The organism is Trujillonella endophytica, assembly GCF_900110555.1.
Classification (GTDB): Bacteria; Actinomycetota; Actinomycetes; order Mycobacteriales; family Geodermatophilaceae; genus Trujillonella; species Trujillonella endophytica.
On the sequence record NZ_FOEE01000006.1, the window covers coordinates 111,960 to 127,271 of the forward strand.

Consider the following 15,312-nt stretch of genomic DNA (forward strand, 5'->3'; position numbering starts at 1 on the left):
CGCCGGGAGCGGCCTCCGAGCAGGTCGGCGGGTCAGAGGTCGGCGGCGCGTGCCTGGCCCGCGCCGATGCGTCCGGCGATGTCGTCCAGCAGCTCGGCCGGCACGGGACTGTCCACGGTGACCACCATGAGGGCCTCCCCGCCCCGGGTCGTGCGGCTGACCTGCGCACCGGCGATGTTGATGCCGGCCTCGCCCAGGGCCGCGCCGACGGTGCCGACGACGCCGGGCCGGTCGGTGTAGACGAAGAACAACAGGTGGCCGGAGAGGTCCAGGTCGATGTCGAAGCCGTCGATCTCGGTCAGCTTGGGTACCTGGTTCTTGCCGAACAGGGTGCCCGAGACCGTCACCTCGGTGCCGTCGGCCATCGCCCCGTGCACCCGGACGAGGTTGCGGTAGTCGGGGCTCTCCAGGTCGCTGGTCAGCGCCACCTCCAGCCCGCGCTGCCCGGCGAGCAGGGGCGCGTTGACGTAGGTGACCTGGTCCTCGACGACGTCGGCGAACACCCCCTTGAGGACGGCAAGCTGCACGACCGACACGTCGAACTCGGCGAGCTTGCCGCGCACGTCGACGGTCACTGACTGGGCCAGCCCGCCGGCGACCGCGGTGAAGACCGTGCCCAGCTTCTCCGCCAGCGGCAGCCCGGGCCGCACGTCCTCGGCGACGACGCCGCCGGCCTGGACGTTGACCGCGTCCGGCACGAACTCCCCCTGCAGCGCCAGGCGCACCGAGTGCGCCACGGCGGTGCCGGCCTTGTCCTGCGCCTCGGTCGTGGAGGCACCCAGGTGCGGGGTGACGACGGTGTTGGGCAGCCCGAACAGCGGGCTGTCGGTCGTGGGCTCGCTGGCGAAGACGTCGAGGCCGGCCGCCCCGACCTGGCCGGACCGGAGCGCGTCGGCCAGGGCCGCCTCGTCCACCAGTCCCCCGCGGGCGGCGTTGACGACGATGACGCCCCGCTTGGTGGTGGCCAGCTCCGCGGCGCCGATGAGGCCCACCGTCTCGGGAGTCCTGGGCAGGTGGACGGTGATGAAGTCCGACTCGCGCAGCAACTCCTCCAGCGACACCAGGTGGACGCCGAGCTGGGCCGCGCGGCCGGGCTGGATGTAGGGGTCGTAGGCGATGAGCGTCGTCCCGAAGGCGGCGAGCCGCTGGGCGACGAGGACGCCGATCCGGCCGAGCCCGACCACGCCCACGGTCTTGCCGGTGACCTCCACGCCCATGAACGACGACCGCTTCCAGGCGCCGGCGCGCAGCGAGGCGTCGGCGGCCGGGATCTGCCGCGCGGCGGCCAGCAGCAGCGCGACGGCGTGCTCGGCGGCGCTGACGATGTTGGAGGTCGGCGCGTTGACGACCAGGACGCCGCGTTCGGTGGCGGCGGCGACGTCCACATTGTCCAGCCCGATGCCGGCACGGGCGACGACCTCGAGGCGCGGCGCGGCGGCCAGCGCCTCGGCGTCGATCCGCGTGGCGCTGCGGATCAGCACCGCGGAGGCGTCGGCCAGGGCCGGCAGCAGTGCCGCGCGGTCGGCGCCGTCGACGTGGCGGATCTCGACGGCCTCGCCGAGCACCTCCAGCACGCTCGGGGCGAGCTCTTCGGCGATCAGGACGACGGGCGCTCTCCCGGGCGAGGCGGTCACGGGGCGACAGCCTAGGAGCGTCGCGGGCCGGCCGCCGATCTCGTCGCGGCCCCGTCGGCACCTCCGACATGCCCGCCACCGACCGGGCACGTCCTTGCCCGGTGGCAGCGCGGCCACCATCCTGGCGACCGGCCGCCGGTTCGGGCGGCACCGAGAGAGGGACCGATGAGCACATCCGGCCACGAGCCGTTCCCGGCCGGCGACCCCCACACCCAGGGGTACACCGCCCAGCCGGGATACCCCGCGCAGCCCTACACCCCCCAGCCGTACGCCCCCCAGCCCTACGCCCAGCCGGGATACGCCGACCAGCAGAGCTACACCGACCAGCAGGGCTACGCCGCCCAACCGGGGTACGCCGACCAGCAGGGCTACACCGCCCAGCCGGGATACGCCGACCAGCAGGGCTACACCGACCAGCCGGGCTACGCCGCCCAGCACGGGTCCTACGGCGGCCCGGCCTACTACTACGGCCAGCAGCCGCAGCCCTACGGCCCCTACGGCGTCGCGGCGGGCCGGCCCGGGGGCGTGGTGACCGCCGCCGTGCTCGGCTTCGTCTGGGGCGGCCTCGGGGCGCTGGTCACGCTCTTCCTGCTGTACTACGGCCTCGCGGCGAGCAGCTTCTCCGATGCTCCGGGGGTCTTCGGGGACGTCTTCGGGGCGGCCGCCGGCATCCTGCTGTTCACCGGCCTGCTGGCACTGGCCTGGACCGTGGTGATGATCTGGGGCTCGGTCTGGGTCCTGTCCGGCCGCAGCCGGGTGCCGCTGCTGGTGGGGGGCTCGATCGCCATCGCCTGCACCGGCCTGGTGTTCGTCGGCGGGATCGGCGCCGCGTCCGACGGCGAGGGTCCCGGCGGGACGGTGTTCGGCCTGATCTGCCTCGTCGTCTCGATCCTGATCGTCGTCCTGCTGGCGAACCGGCAGTCCGCCGGGTTCTTCGCCGCCGCACGCGCGCACCGTCCCCGCTGACGCGTCCGACCCGCCCACCGGCGCCACCAGCCGCCTACGCTGCGTCGCTGACCAGCCCACCAGGAGGAACCGCCATGTCCAGCCCCGACCCCAACTACCCGCCGCCCTCCGGCGGCGACCCCCAGGGCCAGCCCGGGTACGGGGGCCAGCCCGGCTACGGATCCCAGCCCCCGCAGGGGTACGGCGCCCAGCCCCAGGGCTACGGCGCCCAGCCGCCGCAGGGATACGGCGCCCAGCCCCAGGGCTACGGGGCCCAGCCCCAGAGCTACGGCGCCCAGCCGCAGGGCTACGGGTCGGCGGGCGGGTACCCCGCGGCTCCCCCCGGCTACGGCGCCCCGGCGGGTGGCGGCTCCATGCCGTTCCCCGTGGCCGTGCAGACCGTGCTCACGAAGTACGCCGACTTCACCGGCCGGGCGCGTCGCTCGGAGTTCTGGTGGTTCTTCCTCTTCGGGATCCTCGTGTCCGTGGTCGCGGGCATCATCGACCAGCTGATCGGCTTCCCGGCCCTGCAGATCATCGTCGGGCTGGGGCTCCTCGTCCCGAACCTCGCCGTGGGCGCCCGGCGGCTGCACGACACCGGCCGCTCCGGCTGGTGGCAGCTGCTCACGCTGATCCCGCTGGTCGGGATCATCGTGCTGATCGTCTGGTGGGCCACCGACGGGGACCGCAACCCCAACCGCTGGGGCCCCTCGCCCAAGTACCAGGGCGCCCAGTACTGACACCGGCATCGCCCGCACTCGCGGGAACGACGAGGCCCCCGCTGCACTCGGCAGCGGGGGCCTCGGTCGTCCGGGGTGCCTGCGTCAGCTGCGGGCGGCGGTGCCGGTGTAGTCGTCCGACGCCGAGACCCAGCTCATGAGGCCACGCAGCTTGCGGCCGGTCTCCTCGATGGGGTGCGCCTCGGCGGCGGCCCGCTTGGCCGTGAAGTCGGGTGCGCCGGCGTCCTGGTCGGCGATGAACGCGGCGGCCCACGAGCCGTCCTTGATCGCGGCCAGCACCTCGCCCATCGACTCCTTGACGCGGGCGTCGATGACCTTCGGGCCGGAGGTGTAGTCGCCGTACTCGGCGGTGTCGGACACCGACCAGCGCTGCTTGGCGATGCCGCCCTCGTACATGAGGTCGACGATCAGCTTCAGCTCGTGCAGGCACTCGAAGTAGGCGACCTCGGGCTGGTAGCCGGCCTCGGTGAGGGTCTCGAAGCCCGCGGTGATGAGCGCGCTGGCGCCACCGCAGAGCACGGCCTGCTCGCCGAACAGGTCGGTCTCGGTCTCCTCGGCGAACGTCGTCCGGATGACGCCGGCGCGGGTGCCGCCGATGCCCTTCGCGTAGGAGAGGGCGAGCTGCAGCGCGCTGCCGCTGGCGTCCTGCTCGACGGCGACCAGGCAGGGGACGCCCTTGCCGTCGGTGAACTCGCGGCGCACCAGGTGGCCGGGGCCCTTGGGGGCGACCATGGCGACGTCCACGCCGGCCGGGGGCTTGATGTAGCCGAACCGGATGTTGAAGCCGTGCCCGAAGAACAGCGCGTCGCCGTCCTGCAGGTTCGGCTCGACCGACTCGGTGTACAGGTGCCGCTGCACGTGGTCGGGCGCGAGGATCATGATCAGGTCGGCCTCGGCGGCCGCCTCGGCGGGGGTGACGACGCGGAGGCCCTCGGCCTCGGCCTTGGCGCGGCTCTTGCTGCCCTCGGGCAGGCCGACGCGGACGTCGACCCCCGAGTCGCGCAGCGACAGGGCGTGGGCGTGCCCCTGACTGCCGTACCCCAGGACGGCGACGGTGCGCCCCTGGATGATCGAGAGGTCGGCGTCGTCGTCGTAGAAGATCTCGGCGGCCATGCGGTACGTACTCCTTCAGTGGGTTCTCTGCCTGGGCGACTCGGGAGGGCCCCGCGCGGGGCCTGCCCCGAGCTAGCGAGTGGTGGCGGGCACGGGGGCCCTCACGCGGTGCGGTCGACCGGGCGCAAGGTACCGGCGCCCGACATGGATCGCGGACCCCGGCCCAGGGCGACGGTGCCCGACTGGGCCATCTCCTTGATGCCGAGGGGGGCGAGGACGGCCAGCAGCGCCTGGAGCTTGTCCGGCGTGCCGGTCGCCTCGAGGGTGACGGTGTCGATGTTCACGTCGATCACGCGGGCCCGGAAGAGGTCCGCGGTCTGCAGCACCTGGGTGCGGTCGGCCATGGGCGCGCGAACCTTCACCAGGAGCAGTTCGCGCTGGACGGCGGCGTCACCCTCGAGCTCGACGATCTTGATCACCTCGATCAGCTTGTTCAGCTGTTTGGTGATCTGCTCCAGCGGCGCGGACTCGGCGTCGACGACGATCGTCATGCGCGAGAGGTCCGGGTTCTCCGTCGGGCCGACGGCGAGCGACTCGATGTTGAAGCCGCGGCGGCTGAACAGCGCCGAGACGCGGGCCAGGACGCCGGACTTGTTCTCGACGAGGACGGACAGCGTGTGTCGGGTCATGGTGTGCTCGCTCCTCAGACCTGGTCGTCGCCGAACACCGGGCGCAGACCCCGGGCGGCGAGGATGTCGTCGTTGCTGGAGCCGGCGGCGACCATCGGCCACACCTGCGCGTCGGCACCCACGACGAAGTCGATGACGACGGGGGCGTCGGTGATCGCCATCGCCTTCTCGATCACCGCGTCGACGTCGTCCTTGGACTCGCAGCGCAGCCCCACGCAGCCCAGCGCCTCGGCCAGGGCGACGAAGTCGGGGATGCGGACCGGCTTGGGCGTCCCGTCGGCGTTCTGGGCGTGCAGCTTGGTGTTGGAGTAGCGGCCCTCGTAGAACAGGGTCTGCCACTGGCGGACCATGCCGAGGTTGCCGTTGTTGATGACGGCGACCTTGATCGGGATGCCCTCGATGGCGCAGGTGGCCAGCTCCTGATTGGTCATCTGGAAGCAGCCGTCGCCGTCGATGGCCCACACCGTGGTGTCCGGGCAGCCGTACTTGGCGCCCATCGCCGCGGGGACGGCGTAGCCCATCGTGCCGAGGCCGCCGCTGTTGAGCCAGGTGCCCGGCTTCTCGTACTTGATGAACTGCGCGGCCCACATCTGGTGCTGGCCGACGCCGGAGGTGTAGATGGCGTCCGGGCCGGCGATGGCACCCAGCCGCTCGATCACGTACTGCGGGGACAGCGCGCCGTCCTCGGGCCAGTCGTAGCCGAGCGGGTAGCGGGCGCGCCAGTCGTCCAGCTGGACCCACCAGGCGGCGAGGTCGGGGGTGCGCCCGGCGTCGTGCTCGGCGCGGACGGCGGTGACGAGCTCGGCGATCGTCTCCTTCGCGTCCCCGACGATCGGCACGTCCGCCCTGCGGTTCTTGCCGATCTCGGCCGGGTCGATGTCGGCGTGCACGACCAGCGCGTCCGGCGCGAAGGACGCCAGGTTGCCGGTCACCCGGTCGTCGAACCGCGCGCCGAGCGCGACGAGGACGTCGGCCTTCTGCAGCGCGGTGACCGCGGCGACGGTGCCGTGCATCCCCGGCATGCCCAGGTTCTGCGGGTCGCTGTCGGGGAAGGCACCGCGGGCCATGAGGGTGGTGACCACCGGCGCGCCGGTGAGGTGCGCGAGCTCGATCAGCTCGTCGGTGGCCCCGGCCTTGAGCACGCCGCCGCCCACGTAGAGCACCGGACGGCGGGCGCCCGCGATCAGCGCCGCCGCCTCCCGCACCTGCTTGCCGTGCGGGCGGGTGGTCGGCTTGTAGCCGGGCAGGTCCAGCCGCGGCGGCCAGGCGAAGTCGGTGGTCGCCTGCAGCACGTCCTTCGGGACGTCGACCAGCACGGGGCCGGGGCGGCCGGTGCTGGCCAGGTGGAAGGCCTCGGCGATCCGCTGCGGGATCTCCGCGGCGTCGGTGACGAGGAAGTTGTGCTTGGTGACCGGCATCGTGATGCCGCGGATGTCGGCCTCCTGGAAGGCGTCCGTGCCGATGGCGCCACTGGGCACCTGCCCGGTGATGGCGACGATCGGCACCGAGTCCATGTAGGCGTCGGCCAGCGGGGTGACCAGGTTGGTCGCGCCGGGGCCGGAGGTGGCCATGCAGACGCCGACCCGGCCGGTGGCCTGCGCGTATCCGGTGGCGGCGTGGCCGGCCCCCTGCTCGTGGCGCACCAGGACGTGCCGGATCCGGGAGTCGAACAGCGGGTCGTACAGCGGCAGGATGGCCCCGCCGGGGATGCCGAAGGCCACCTCGACCCCGACCGCCTCGAGGGACCGGACCAGGCTCTGCGCTCCGGTGATGCCCTGCTGCGGGGCGTGGGCGGCCTCGGCGACCGAGCGGGCGCCGGTCTCGACGCCGGCCAGCGCGGCGGCGGCGTCGCGGGACGGTTGCTCGCTCGGGGTGGTGGTGCTCATGTCGGCGTTCTCCTGGCGGGGCCTGACGAGTGGGGCGGGTGATGGGCCGGGATCGGGCGCGCCGCCTGCTCGGGGCGCAAAAAAACCCCTCGTGCCGAGGGCACGGAGGGGTCAGCGCGTCGGTCGGACGACCGACGCGCTAGGCGACTACGAGGATCGGGCAGGCGGAGGGCACGCACCCACTGTGCGCCCCCACCGCCCCGCCCGTCAACCGAGCCGTCCCGCCAGGTGGACCGTGTCGAGCGTGTCGTGGGACACGTCGGCGCCGGCCGTCCCGCCGTCGGGGGCCGCACCGTCGAGCACCGTCGGGTCGAAGCCGTCGACCACCCCGGCCACCAGGGTCCCCGCCACCGGCCGGCCGAGCAGCCAGCCCTGCACGAAGTCGCAGCCCAGCGCGGTCAGCGCCGCCAGCTGTGCGGGCGTCTCCACGCCCTCGGCGACGACGTCCATGCCCAGCGTGCGGCCGAGGTCCACCACGGCGGCCACGAGCGCGGCCCGGCGCCCGTCGGACTCGATGCCGGTGACGAAGCCGCGGTCCATCTTCAGCACGTCGACCGGCAGACCGGCGAGCTGGGTGAGCGAGGAGGCGCCCCGGCCGAAGTCGTCCAGCGCCACGACGCAGCCGAGGTCGGACAGGTCGGACAGGGTGCTCCGCAGCAGCTCGGCGTCGTCGGCGAAGACCGACTCGGTGAGCTCGATCATGAGCCGGTCGGCCGGCAGTCCGGCGCGCTCCAGTGCGTCGGCGACGTCCTCGACCAGGCAGCGCGCCTGGACGTGCAGCACCGAGACGTTCACGGCCATCCGCAGGTCCCGCCCGCCGGCCACGAGGCGGGCGTGCTCGGCGGTCGCGGTCCGCAGGACCCAGCGCTGGAGGGGCACGATCAGCCCCTCCTCCTCGGCCAGGCCGACGAACTCCTCCGGCGAGACCGCCCCCAGCTCGGGGTGGTCCCAGCGGACGAGGGCCTCCAGGCCGAGGATCCGGCGGCCCTCGAGGCCGACGACCGGCTGGTAGTCCACGCGCAGTTCCTGCCGCTCCAGCGCCAGCACGAGGTCGCGGGCCAGCCGGCTGCGCCGTCCGGTCTCCTCGACGATCGACTGACCGCAGGAGCGGACGGCGTTCTTGCCGTCGGCCTTGGCGGTGCGCAGGGCCAGGTCCGCCTCGCGCATGGTCGCCGACGCGTCGCCGTGCGGCCCGACCTCCGCGACGCCGATGCTCGCCGAGACGTGCAGCGGCGGTCCGCCGCCGTCCCCGCCGCGGCCCGTCGGGAAACGGTGGGTGCGGTCCAGCAGGGCGACCAGCCGCTCGGCGAGCAGCACGGCCTCCTCCGGTCCGGAGTCGACGACGAGGGCGAACTCGTCGCCGCCGAGGCGGGCCACCAGGTCGCCGTCCCGGGCGGCGCCGGAGAGGACCTCGGCCACCTCCTGCAGGAGCAGGTCGCCCGAGTCGTGCCCGGAGACGTCGTTGACCGACTTGAAGCCGTCGAGGTCCAGCAGGAGCAGGCAGGCGCGGCGGCCGGCCGCGGCGCGCCCCACGGCGACGTCGAGCGCCGCCATGAGCCGCGCCCGGTTGGGCAGACCGGTGAGGAAGTCGGTGTAGGCCATCCGCTCGAGCTCGCGCTGGGTGGCGCTGCGCTCGGTGACGTCGCGCAGGTGCAGCACCAGACCGCCCTCGACGCCGTCGAGCGCGGCCCCGAGGACCTCGATGTCGTGCCACACGCCCGACCGGCCCCCCAGCCGCACGGTGACCGGCAGCTCGACGGGCGCTCCGGCCCGCACGGCCGCGGTGACCTGCGCGAGCACCGCGCGGTGCTGAACGTGCAGCAGCGCCGCGAGGGCCCGGCCGCTCAGGTCGTCGTCGGCCCAGCCGAGCTGCTCGGCGACCGGTCCGGAGGCCCAGGACACCCGGCCGACCGGGTCGAGCACCACGGTGACCGCATCGCCGCTGTGCACGAGCGCCCGGAACCGGCGCTCGGCCCGCTGCAGCCGCCGGGTCAGCCGGTGGGCGTCGAGCGCCCACAGCAGCGTGCGTCCGGACATGAGGCCGACGACCAGCAGGCCGGCGGCGGCCTCGGCCGGCCGCAGCGGCCGGCCGACGACGGCGCCGCCGGTCAGGACCGCGAGCAGGAGACCGGCCGCGGCCAGCGCGGCCAGGCCGCCGCGCAGCGGCAGGGTGCGGTGCGCCGGCGGACCGGCGGGCTCGCCGGGGTCGGCGGCGGCACCGCGCGCGGCGGCGGCCAGCGTGCCGAGCCAGGCGAGGTCGGCGAGCAGGAGCGGCCACGGCGAACCGGTGGCGCGCCCCACCGCCCCGCTGACGGCGGCGACCGCCATGCCCAGGAACGTCACGAGCAGCCACGTGGCCGCGCGCCGCCGGGCCTCGACGACGGCGGTCACCGGGACCAGCCCGATGCCGCACAGCGCCACGGCGACCAGCGGGTAGGCGGTGGCGAGCACTTCCTCCTCGGCGCCGCCGCCCTCGGGGAGGAGGTCGCCGAGGGCGACGTGCCCGAGGACGGCGACCGAAGCGGTGAGGATGACCCCGTCGAGCAGCGCGCGCGAGCCGATCCGGCGGCCGGCGCGCGACGGCATCAGCCAGAGGGCGCCGGCGATCGCGACCGGAGCCGCCGCGAGCATCGCCAGGTCCTCGACGCCCCCGGTGGAGCGGTCCGCCGTGACGCCCCGGACCCCCGCGATCAGCTGGCCGCTCGCCAGCAGGACGCCGGCGGCGGCCAGCGCACGCCAGGGCCGGCCGGAGCGCCCGGGAAGTCCGGCGGTGAGGCGGGCGACCAGTGCGGCGCCGGCCAGGGATCCCAGGGCCAGGCAGGCGGGGACCACCCAGGAGTCGAGCGCCGGGCCGGTGAGCTCGGCCGCGGTGCAGACCGCCCCGAGCAGCACCAGCAGCACGCCGAAGACGGTCGTGGCCCGCACGTGCGGGAGGCCGCCCCGGCGTCCGGGGGCCGGGGGCCGGCTCATCGGGAGCCCACCAGGCCGGGCCACAGGGCGCCGGCCCCGGTCTCCAGCAGCTCGGTGAGCTCGGACAGGCGCAGCGGGCGGGACAGCAGGAACCCCTGGGCGAAGCCGCACCCGAGACCGCGGAGCACACCCAGCTGGGCCGGCGTCTCCACGCCCTCGGCGACGACGTCGAGGCCCAGCGCCCGGCCGATGGCGATCACCGACTCGCAGAGCGCGCGGCTGCGCGGGTCCCGGTCGACGCGGGCGACGAAGTCGCGGTCGAGCTTGAGCACGTCGATGGGCAGCGCGCTCAGGTGGGTCAGCGAGGAGTGCCCGGTGCCGAAGTCGTCGAGGGCCACGTGCACGCCCATGAGCCGCAGAGCCTCGACGTCGACGGCGATGTCGTCGGTGCCGGCCATCAGGGTCGCCTCGGTGATCTCGAGGATGAGCCGCTCGGGTGCCAGCCCGGTGCACTGGAGCACCGCGGCCACGTCGCCGACCAGGGTGCGGGCCGCCACGTGCGAGGCCGAGATGTTGACGCCGAGCCGCAGCGGGGCGTGCAGCACCGGGAGGGCGACCGCGGCACGCGCGGCCTGATCCAGCGCCCAGCGCTGCAGTTCGCCGATGACGCCGGCGCGCTCGGCGATGGGCACGAACTCGGCCGGGGGCACCTCCCCCAGCTCGGGGTGGCGCCACCGCAGCAGCGCCTCGACCCCGACGATCCGCTGCTCCACGAGGGAGACGACGGGCTGGAAGGCGACGGCCAGCTCCCCGCGGGCGCAGGCGCCCGGCAGGTCCTCGCGCAGCCGCGCCCGGCGCTCGGCCGCGGAGCCGAGCACCGGGTCGAACCGGCGGGCGGTGCCGCGACCGGCCCGCCGGGCGGCGCGGACGGCGATCTCGGCCCGGGACCACACCTCGGCCAGCGGAGTGCCGGCCTCGAGGGGGACCAGGCCGATGTCGGCGGTGAGGTCGTAGACGCCCGCGGCAGTGGCGATCGGCTGCTCGACCGCGGACAGGCAGCGGTCGGCGAGCAGGTCGCCGGTGCGAGGGTCGCCCGAGGCGAGGACGGCGAACGCGTCGCCACCGAGGCGGACCACCGGCTCGTCCCCGCGGACGGTCGTGCGCAGCCGGCGGGCGAGCTCGACGAGGACCGACGACGCCAGGTCGCGGCCGGCGTCCTCCCGGACCTCGGCGAGGCCGTCGACCTCGATCAGCAGCAGCGTCGTCCCCGGGTCGCCGGGCTCGGCGGCGGCGGCCAGCCGCTGCTCGATCAGCCGGTCGCACCCGGCCCGGTTGGGCAGGCCGGTGGTGGGATCGGTGAAGGCGAGGTCCTCCAGCGCCTTCTCGCGGGCGTGCCGCGCGGTGGCGTCGCGGCAGTAGAGGACGATCCCGCCGACCTCGGCGTCCGCGCGCAGGTCGGCGACGCTCGCCTCCACGTGGCGCCACCGGCCGTCGGCGTGCGGCAGCCGCAGGGTCAGCAGGTCCCCCGTCTCCTCCCCGGGCAGCGCCGGATGCAGGGCGCGGGCCACGGGCACGGCGTCGGCGGGGTGGGTGACCGTGAGCAGGTCCCGGCCGGTGAGCACCGTGCCGGCACCCAGCAGCCGCTCGACCGTGGGCGAGGCCCAGGTGATGCGCAGGTCCGCGTCGAGGATCAGGACGGCGTCGCCGTTGGAGCGCACGAGGGAGCGGAACCAGGCCTCGCTGCGCAGGATGCGGGTGCTCAGGCGGGCGTCGTCGAGGGCGGTGACCCAGCGGTGCGCTCCGGCCAGCGTCACGCAGGCGAGGGCGAGGGCGACGGTGCCGGAGGAGGGGCGCAGGCCACAGAGGGTGGTGATGCCGACGCCGAGGAGGGCGACGAGCATCGCCAGGTGCGGGAGGACGGTGCCCAGCGGGACCGACCGGCCGGTGCGCGGGCGGGGCTCGCGGGAGTCCGCGCGGCCAGGACGGGGGTCCAGGGTCGCGGCGAGCGAGAGCAGGGCCAGGCCGGCGACGACGAGGAAGCGGCTGGCGGTGACGGCGCCGTCCAGGCCGTGGAGGGTCGCCGAGGTGCCCAGCCCCCGGCCCGAGGTGAGGAACAGGGCGGAGCCGACCAGCACGAGGGCCATCGGCTGGCGGTGGCTCTCGACGGCGGCCAGCAGCACGAGGGCGGCCACCAGCAGCGCGGAGGTGGTGAGCACGGCCGCGGTGAGCACCAGCCGGCCCGCCGTCGGGGTGACGGCCCAGGTGCCCTGGGGACCGAAGACCAGCAGCTGCATGCCGGTGAGGCAGGCGGCGCCGAACAGCGCGGTCTCGACGACGGCCCGGATGCCGGTCCGCCGGCGCCGGCGGGCGACGAGGGTCAGCAGGGCGGCGCCGGCGAGCAGGTACGCGGGCACGGTGGGCACCCAGCGCAGCAGGACGCGGTCGAGCGGGTCGGCGGGGGCCACCACGAGGTAGGCGACGAAGGCGACGACCGGGAAGAGCGTCGCCACGACCATCAGGCGCCAGCCGCGCGCTCCGCGCTGGTGGCGCCACGTGGTGGCGGCGATGAACGCGGAGGTCAGGACACCGGCCGCGGCCACCGTCGCGTCGTCGAGGCGCTCGAGGCCGGGCAGGACGGCGGCCACGACGCACACCGCGAGCACCGCGCCGGTGCCCGCGAGCAGGGCCCACCTCTGCCTGTCCACATGGCAGACCTCGGCGGCGGAGGGGGCGCGCTGGAGCCCACGGCCGGCGGGCTCACCCCATGGGGGTGCGCCCGCCGGCCGTCCGTGGCGTCCGGCTCAGCCGCAGATCGCGCCGGTGGCGGCGGAGCCGACGAGCTTCGCGTACTTGCCGAGCACGCCGGTGGTGTAGCGCGGGGGCAGCGGGACCCAGGCCTCCCGGCGGCGGGCGAGTTCGTCGTCGTCGACCAGGAGGTCCAGCGTCCGGGAGGCGAGGTCCAGCCGGATCCGGTCGCCGTCGCGCACCAGGGCGACGGGGCCGCCGTCGGCGGCCTCGGGCGCGACGTGGCCGACGCACAGGCCGGTGGTGCCACCGGAGAAGCGGCCGTCGGTGAGCAGCAGGACGTCCTTGCCGAGGCCCGCGCCCTTGATGGCGCCGGTGACGGCGAGCATCTCGCGCATGCCGGGGCCGCCCCGGGGGCCCTCGTAGCGGATGACGACGACGTCGCCCGGCTGCAGGGTGCCCTCGGTGACGGCGTCCATGGCGCCCTGCTCGCCGTCGAACACGCGGGCCGTGCCCTCGAAGACCTCGGCGTCGAAGCCGGCGGACTTCACGACGGCGCCGTCCGGGGACAGCGAGCCGCGCAGGATCGTCAGGCCACCGGTCTTGTGGATCGGGTTGTCCATGGCGTGCACGATCGTGCCGTCGAGGTCCGGCGGGGCGATCTCGGCCAGGTTCTCGGCCATAGTCTTCCCGGTCACGGTGAGGGCGTCGCCGTGCAGCAGGCCGGCGTCGAGCAGCGCCCGCAGGACGACGGGGACGCCGCCGACGCGGTCGATGTCGGTCATGACGAACCGGCCGAAGGGCTTCACGTCGGCGAGGTGGGGCGTGCGGTCGCCGATCCGGTTGAAGTCGTCGAGCGTGAGGTCGACCTGGGCCTCGTGGGCGATCGCCAGCAGGTGCAGGACGGCGTTGGTCGAGCCGCCGAGCGCCATGACGACGGTGATCGCGTTCTCGAAGGCCTTCTTGGTCATGATCTGGCGGGCGGTGATGCCCTTGCGGAGCAGGTTCACCACGGCCTCGCCCGAGGCGACGGCGAAGGCGTCGCGACGGCTGTCCGGGGCCGGCGGCGCGGCGCTGCCGGGCAGGGCCATGCCGAGCGCCTCGGCCACGCTGGCCATGGTGTTGGCCGTGTACATGCCGCCGCAGGAGCCCATGCCGGGGCAGGCGGCCTTCTCCACGGCGACGAGTTCCTCGCGGGTGATCAGGCCGCGGGCGCAGGCGCCGACCGCCTCGAAGACGTCGATGATCGTCAGGTCGTCGCGGTCGCCGAGCTTCCCCGGGAGCGTGGAGCCGGAGTAGAGGAAGACGCTGGCGAGGTCCAGCCGGGCCGCGGCCATCAGCATGCCGGGCAGCGACTTGTCGCAGCCGGCGAGCAGGACCGAGCCGTCGAGCCGCTCGGCGAACATCACGGTCTCGACCGAGTCGGCGATGACCTCGCGGCTCACGAGCGAGGCGCGCATCCCCTCGTGGCCCATGGAGATCCCGTCGGAGACCGAGATCGTGCCGAACTCCAGCGGGAAGCCACCGGCGGCGTGCACGCCCTCCTTGGCCCGCTTGGCCAGCCGGTCCAGGGAGAGGTTGCAGGGGGTGATCTCGTTCCAGGAGGAGGCGACGCCGATCTGCGGCTTCTCCCAGTCGTCGTCGCCCATGCCGACCGCGCGGAGCATGGCCCGGGCCGGGGCCTTCTGGTCCCCGTCGGTCACCTCGCGGCTGCGGGGCTTGACGTCGACGGTGGCTGCGCGGGGTTCCTCGACGGTGGTCACGCCGCCCGATGGTAGGCGGGTCCCTCCCCCACGCCGAGACAGCGCTGATACTGGTACCGACACCACCACTCGATCGTCCTGTCCACCGACCTCCGGAGAGACCGTGACCAACCCGGCGCTGCAGGAGCTCGGCGAGTTCCTGCGGTCCCGCCGCCAGCAGGTCGATCCCCGGACGGTGGGGTTGCCGCCGGGGGGCGCGCGCCGGACGCCGGGGCTGCGGCGCGAGGAGGTCGCGCTGCTGTCCGGGGTGAGCCACACCTGGTACACGTGGCTGGAGCAGGGGCGCGACATCCACCCCTCCCGGCAGGTGGTCGACGCGCTCGCCCGCACGCTGCGGCTGTCGGCCGCCGAGCACGAGTACGTGCTGCGGCTGACCGGTCACGGTGCGCCGGCGCCGTCGTCCGCTCCCGACGGGCTGCCGGCCCACCTGCAGCGGCTGCTCGACGCCCTGGGGCCCTCCCCCGCCTACGCGATCACGGCCGACTGGACGATCGTCGGATGGAACCGCGCCTACGCGCGCTTCTACCCCGGCGTCGCGACGGCCGAGCCGGGAGAGCGCAACCTGCTGTGGCTGGTCTTCACCGATCCGGCCGTGCGTGCCCTGCTCGGCGACTGGGCCGCGGACAGCCGCCGGTTCCTGACCCAGTTCCGCGCCGAGGCCGGGGCTCGGCTCGGCGATCCCTCCGTGGTCGCGCTCGTGGCGCGGCTGGAGGAGGCGAGCGAGCACTTCCGGACGGGGTGGGCCAGCCGTGACGTGGACCGGTTCAGCTCCGCCGAGCGGCGATTCGAGCATCCCGACGTCGGGACGCTGCTGCTCGAGCACCACCAGCTGACGCCGGCCGATGCTCCCGGGGTGCAACTGGTCGTCTACACCGCCGCACCGGGGAGCGGCACCGAGGCGGCGCTGGGGCGACTGAGTGGTGCGGCCGGCGGCGTGGGCTGAACGG

10 protein-coding genes are annotated in these 15,312 nt (G+C 74.8%); 3 read left to right on the forward strand and 7 right to left on the reverse strand.

Going from position 1 to position 15,312, the window contains the following annotated elements:
• Positions 1 to 32: 32 nt before the first annotated feature.
• The gene (gene serA, locus BMY88_RS11220) at positions 33 to 1,634 is read right to left on the reverse strand and encodes a phosphoglycerate dehydrogenase (protein WP_244524607.1); all 1,602 of its coding nucleotides are present in this window, start codon (positions 1,632 to 1,634) and stop codon (positions 33 to 35) included.
• 165 nt (positions 1,635 to 1,799) lie between these two features.
• On the opposite strand from serA, the gene BMY88_RS24660 reads away from it, so the two are divergent.
• Positions 1,800 to 2,600 carry a hypothetical protein gene (locus BMY88_RS24660; protein ID WP_091943130.1) on the forward strand — a complete coding sequence of 267 codons (801 nt, stop codon included), beginning with the start codon at positions 1,800 to 1,802 and terminating at the stop codon, positions 2,598 to 2,600.
• A 74-nt stretch (positions 2,601 to 2,674) separates the two neighbouring features.
• On the forward strand, positions 2,675 to 3,319 hold the full coding sequence (locus tag BMY88_RS24665; protein WP_211435601.1) for a DUF805 domain-containing protein: 645 nt from the start codon (positions 2,675 to 2,677) through the stop codon (positions 3,317 to 3,319).
• A gap of 84 nt (positions 3,320 to 3,403) precedes the next feature.
• Here BMY88_RS24665 and ilvC read toward each other — a convergent pair whose 3' ends face one another.
• The 6 genes from ilvC to ilvD form a co-directional block, all read right to left on the reverse strand.
• On the reverse strand, positions 3,404 to 4,432 hold the full coding sequence (gene ilvC / locus BMY88_RS11240) for a ketol-acid reductoisomerase (protein ID WP_091943132.1): 1,029 nt from the start codon (positions 4,430 to 4,432) through the stop codon (positions 3,404 to 3,406).
• A gap of 101 nt (positions 4,433 to 4,533) precedes the next feature.
• A complete protein-coding gene (gene ilvN / locus BMY88_RS11245; protein ID WP_091943135.1) occupies positions 4,534 to 5,061 on the reverse strand; it encodes an acetolactate synthase small subunit in 528 nt (175 codons plus the stop codon).
• Between the two features lie 14 nt (positions 5,062 to 5,075).
• Positions 5,076 to 6,947 (reverse strand): acetolactate synthase large subunit, encoded by a 1,872-nt coding sequence (locus tag BMY88_RS11250; RefSeq protein ID WP_091943137.1) that lies wholly within the window; start codon positions 6,945 to 6,947, stop codon positions 5,076 to 5,078.
• Between the two features lie 207 nt (positions 6,948 to 7,154).
• Positions 7,155 to 9,872 (reverse strand): putative bifunctional diguanylate cyclase/phosphodiesterase, encoded by a 2,718-nt coding sequence (locus BMY88_RS11255; RefSeq protein WP_139220459.1) that lies wholly within the window; start codon positions 9,870 to 9,872, stop codon positions 7,155 to 7,157.
• A 41-nt stretch (positions 9,873 to 9,913) separates the two neighbouring features.
• Entirely contained in the window at positions 9,914 to 12,562 is a 2,649-nt protein-coding gene (locus BMY88_RS11260) for a putative bifunctional diguanylate cyclase/phosphodiesterase (protein ID WP_091943141.1), read from the reverse strand.
• Positions 12,563 to 12,658: 96 nt separating this feature from the next.
• On the reverse strand, positions 12,659 to 14,365 hold the full coding sequence (gene ilvD, locus BMY88_RS11265) for a dihydroxy-acid dehydratase (RefSeq protein ID WP_091943143.1): 1,707 nt from the start codon (positions 14,363 to 14,365) through the stop codon (positions 12,659 to 12,661).
• Positions 14,366 to 14,468: 103 nt separating this feature from the next.
• Here ilvD and BMY88_RS11270 point away from each other — a divergent pair, with 103 nt between their 5' ends.
• Positions 14,469 to 15,308, forward strand: a complete 840-nt coding sequence (locus BMY88_RS11270) for a helix-turn-helix transcriptional regulator (protein ID WP_091943145.1) — start codon at positions 14,469 to 14,471, stop codon at positions 15,306 to 15,308.
• Positions 15,309 to 15,312: the final 4 nt, after the last annotated feature.

What these genes read in the sequence shown, in the direction of transcription:
- BMY88_RS24665 (WP_211435601.1), top strand. Translation starts at nt 2,675, where the DNA reads ATGTCCAGCCCCGACCCCAACTACCCGCCGCCCTCCGGCGGCGACCCC.
- BMY88_RS24660 (WP_091943130.1), top strand. Translation starts at nt 1,800, where the DNA reads ATGAGCACATCCGGCCACGAGCCGTTCCCGGCCGGCGACCCCCACACC.
- ilvC (WP_091943132.1), bottom strand. Translation starts at nt 4,432, where the DNA reads ATGGCCGCCGAGATCTTCTACGACGACGACGCCGACCTCTCGATCATC.
- BMY88_RS11250 (WP_091943137.1), bottom strand. Translation starts at nt 6,947, where the DNA reads ATGAGCACCACCACCCCGAGCGAGCAACCGTCCCGCGACGCCGCCGCC.
- ilvN (WP_091943135.1), bottom strand. Translation starts at nt 5,061, where the DNA reads ATGACCCGACACACGCTGTCCGTCCTCGTCGAGAACAAGTCCGGCGTC.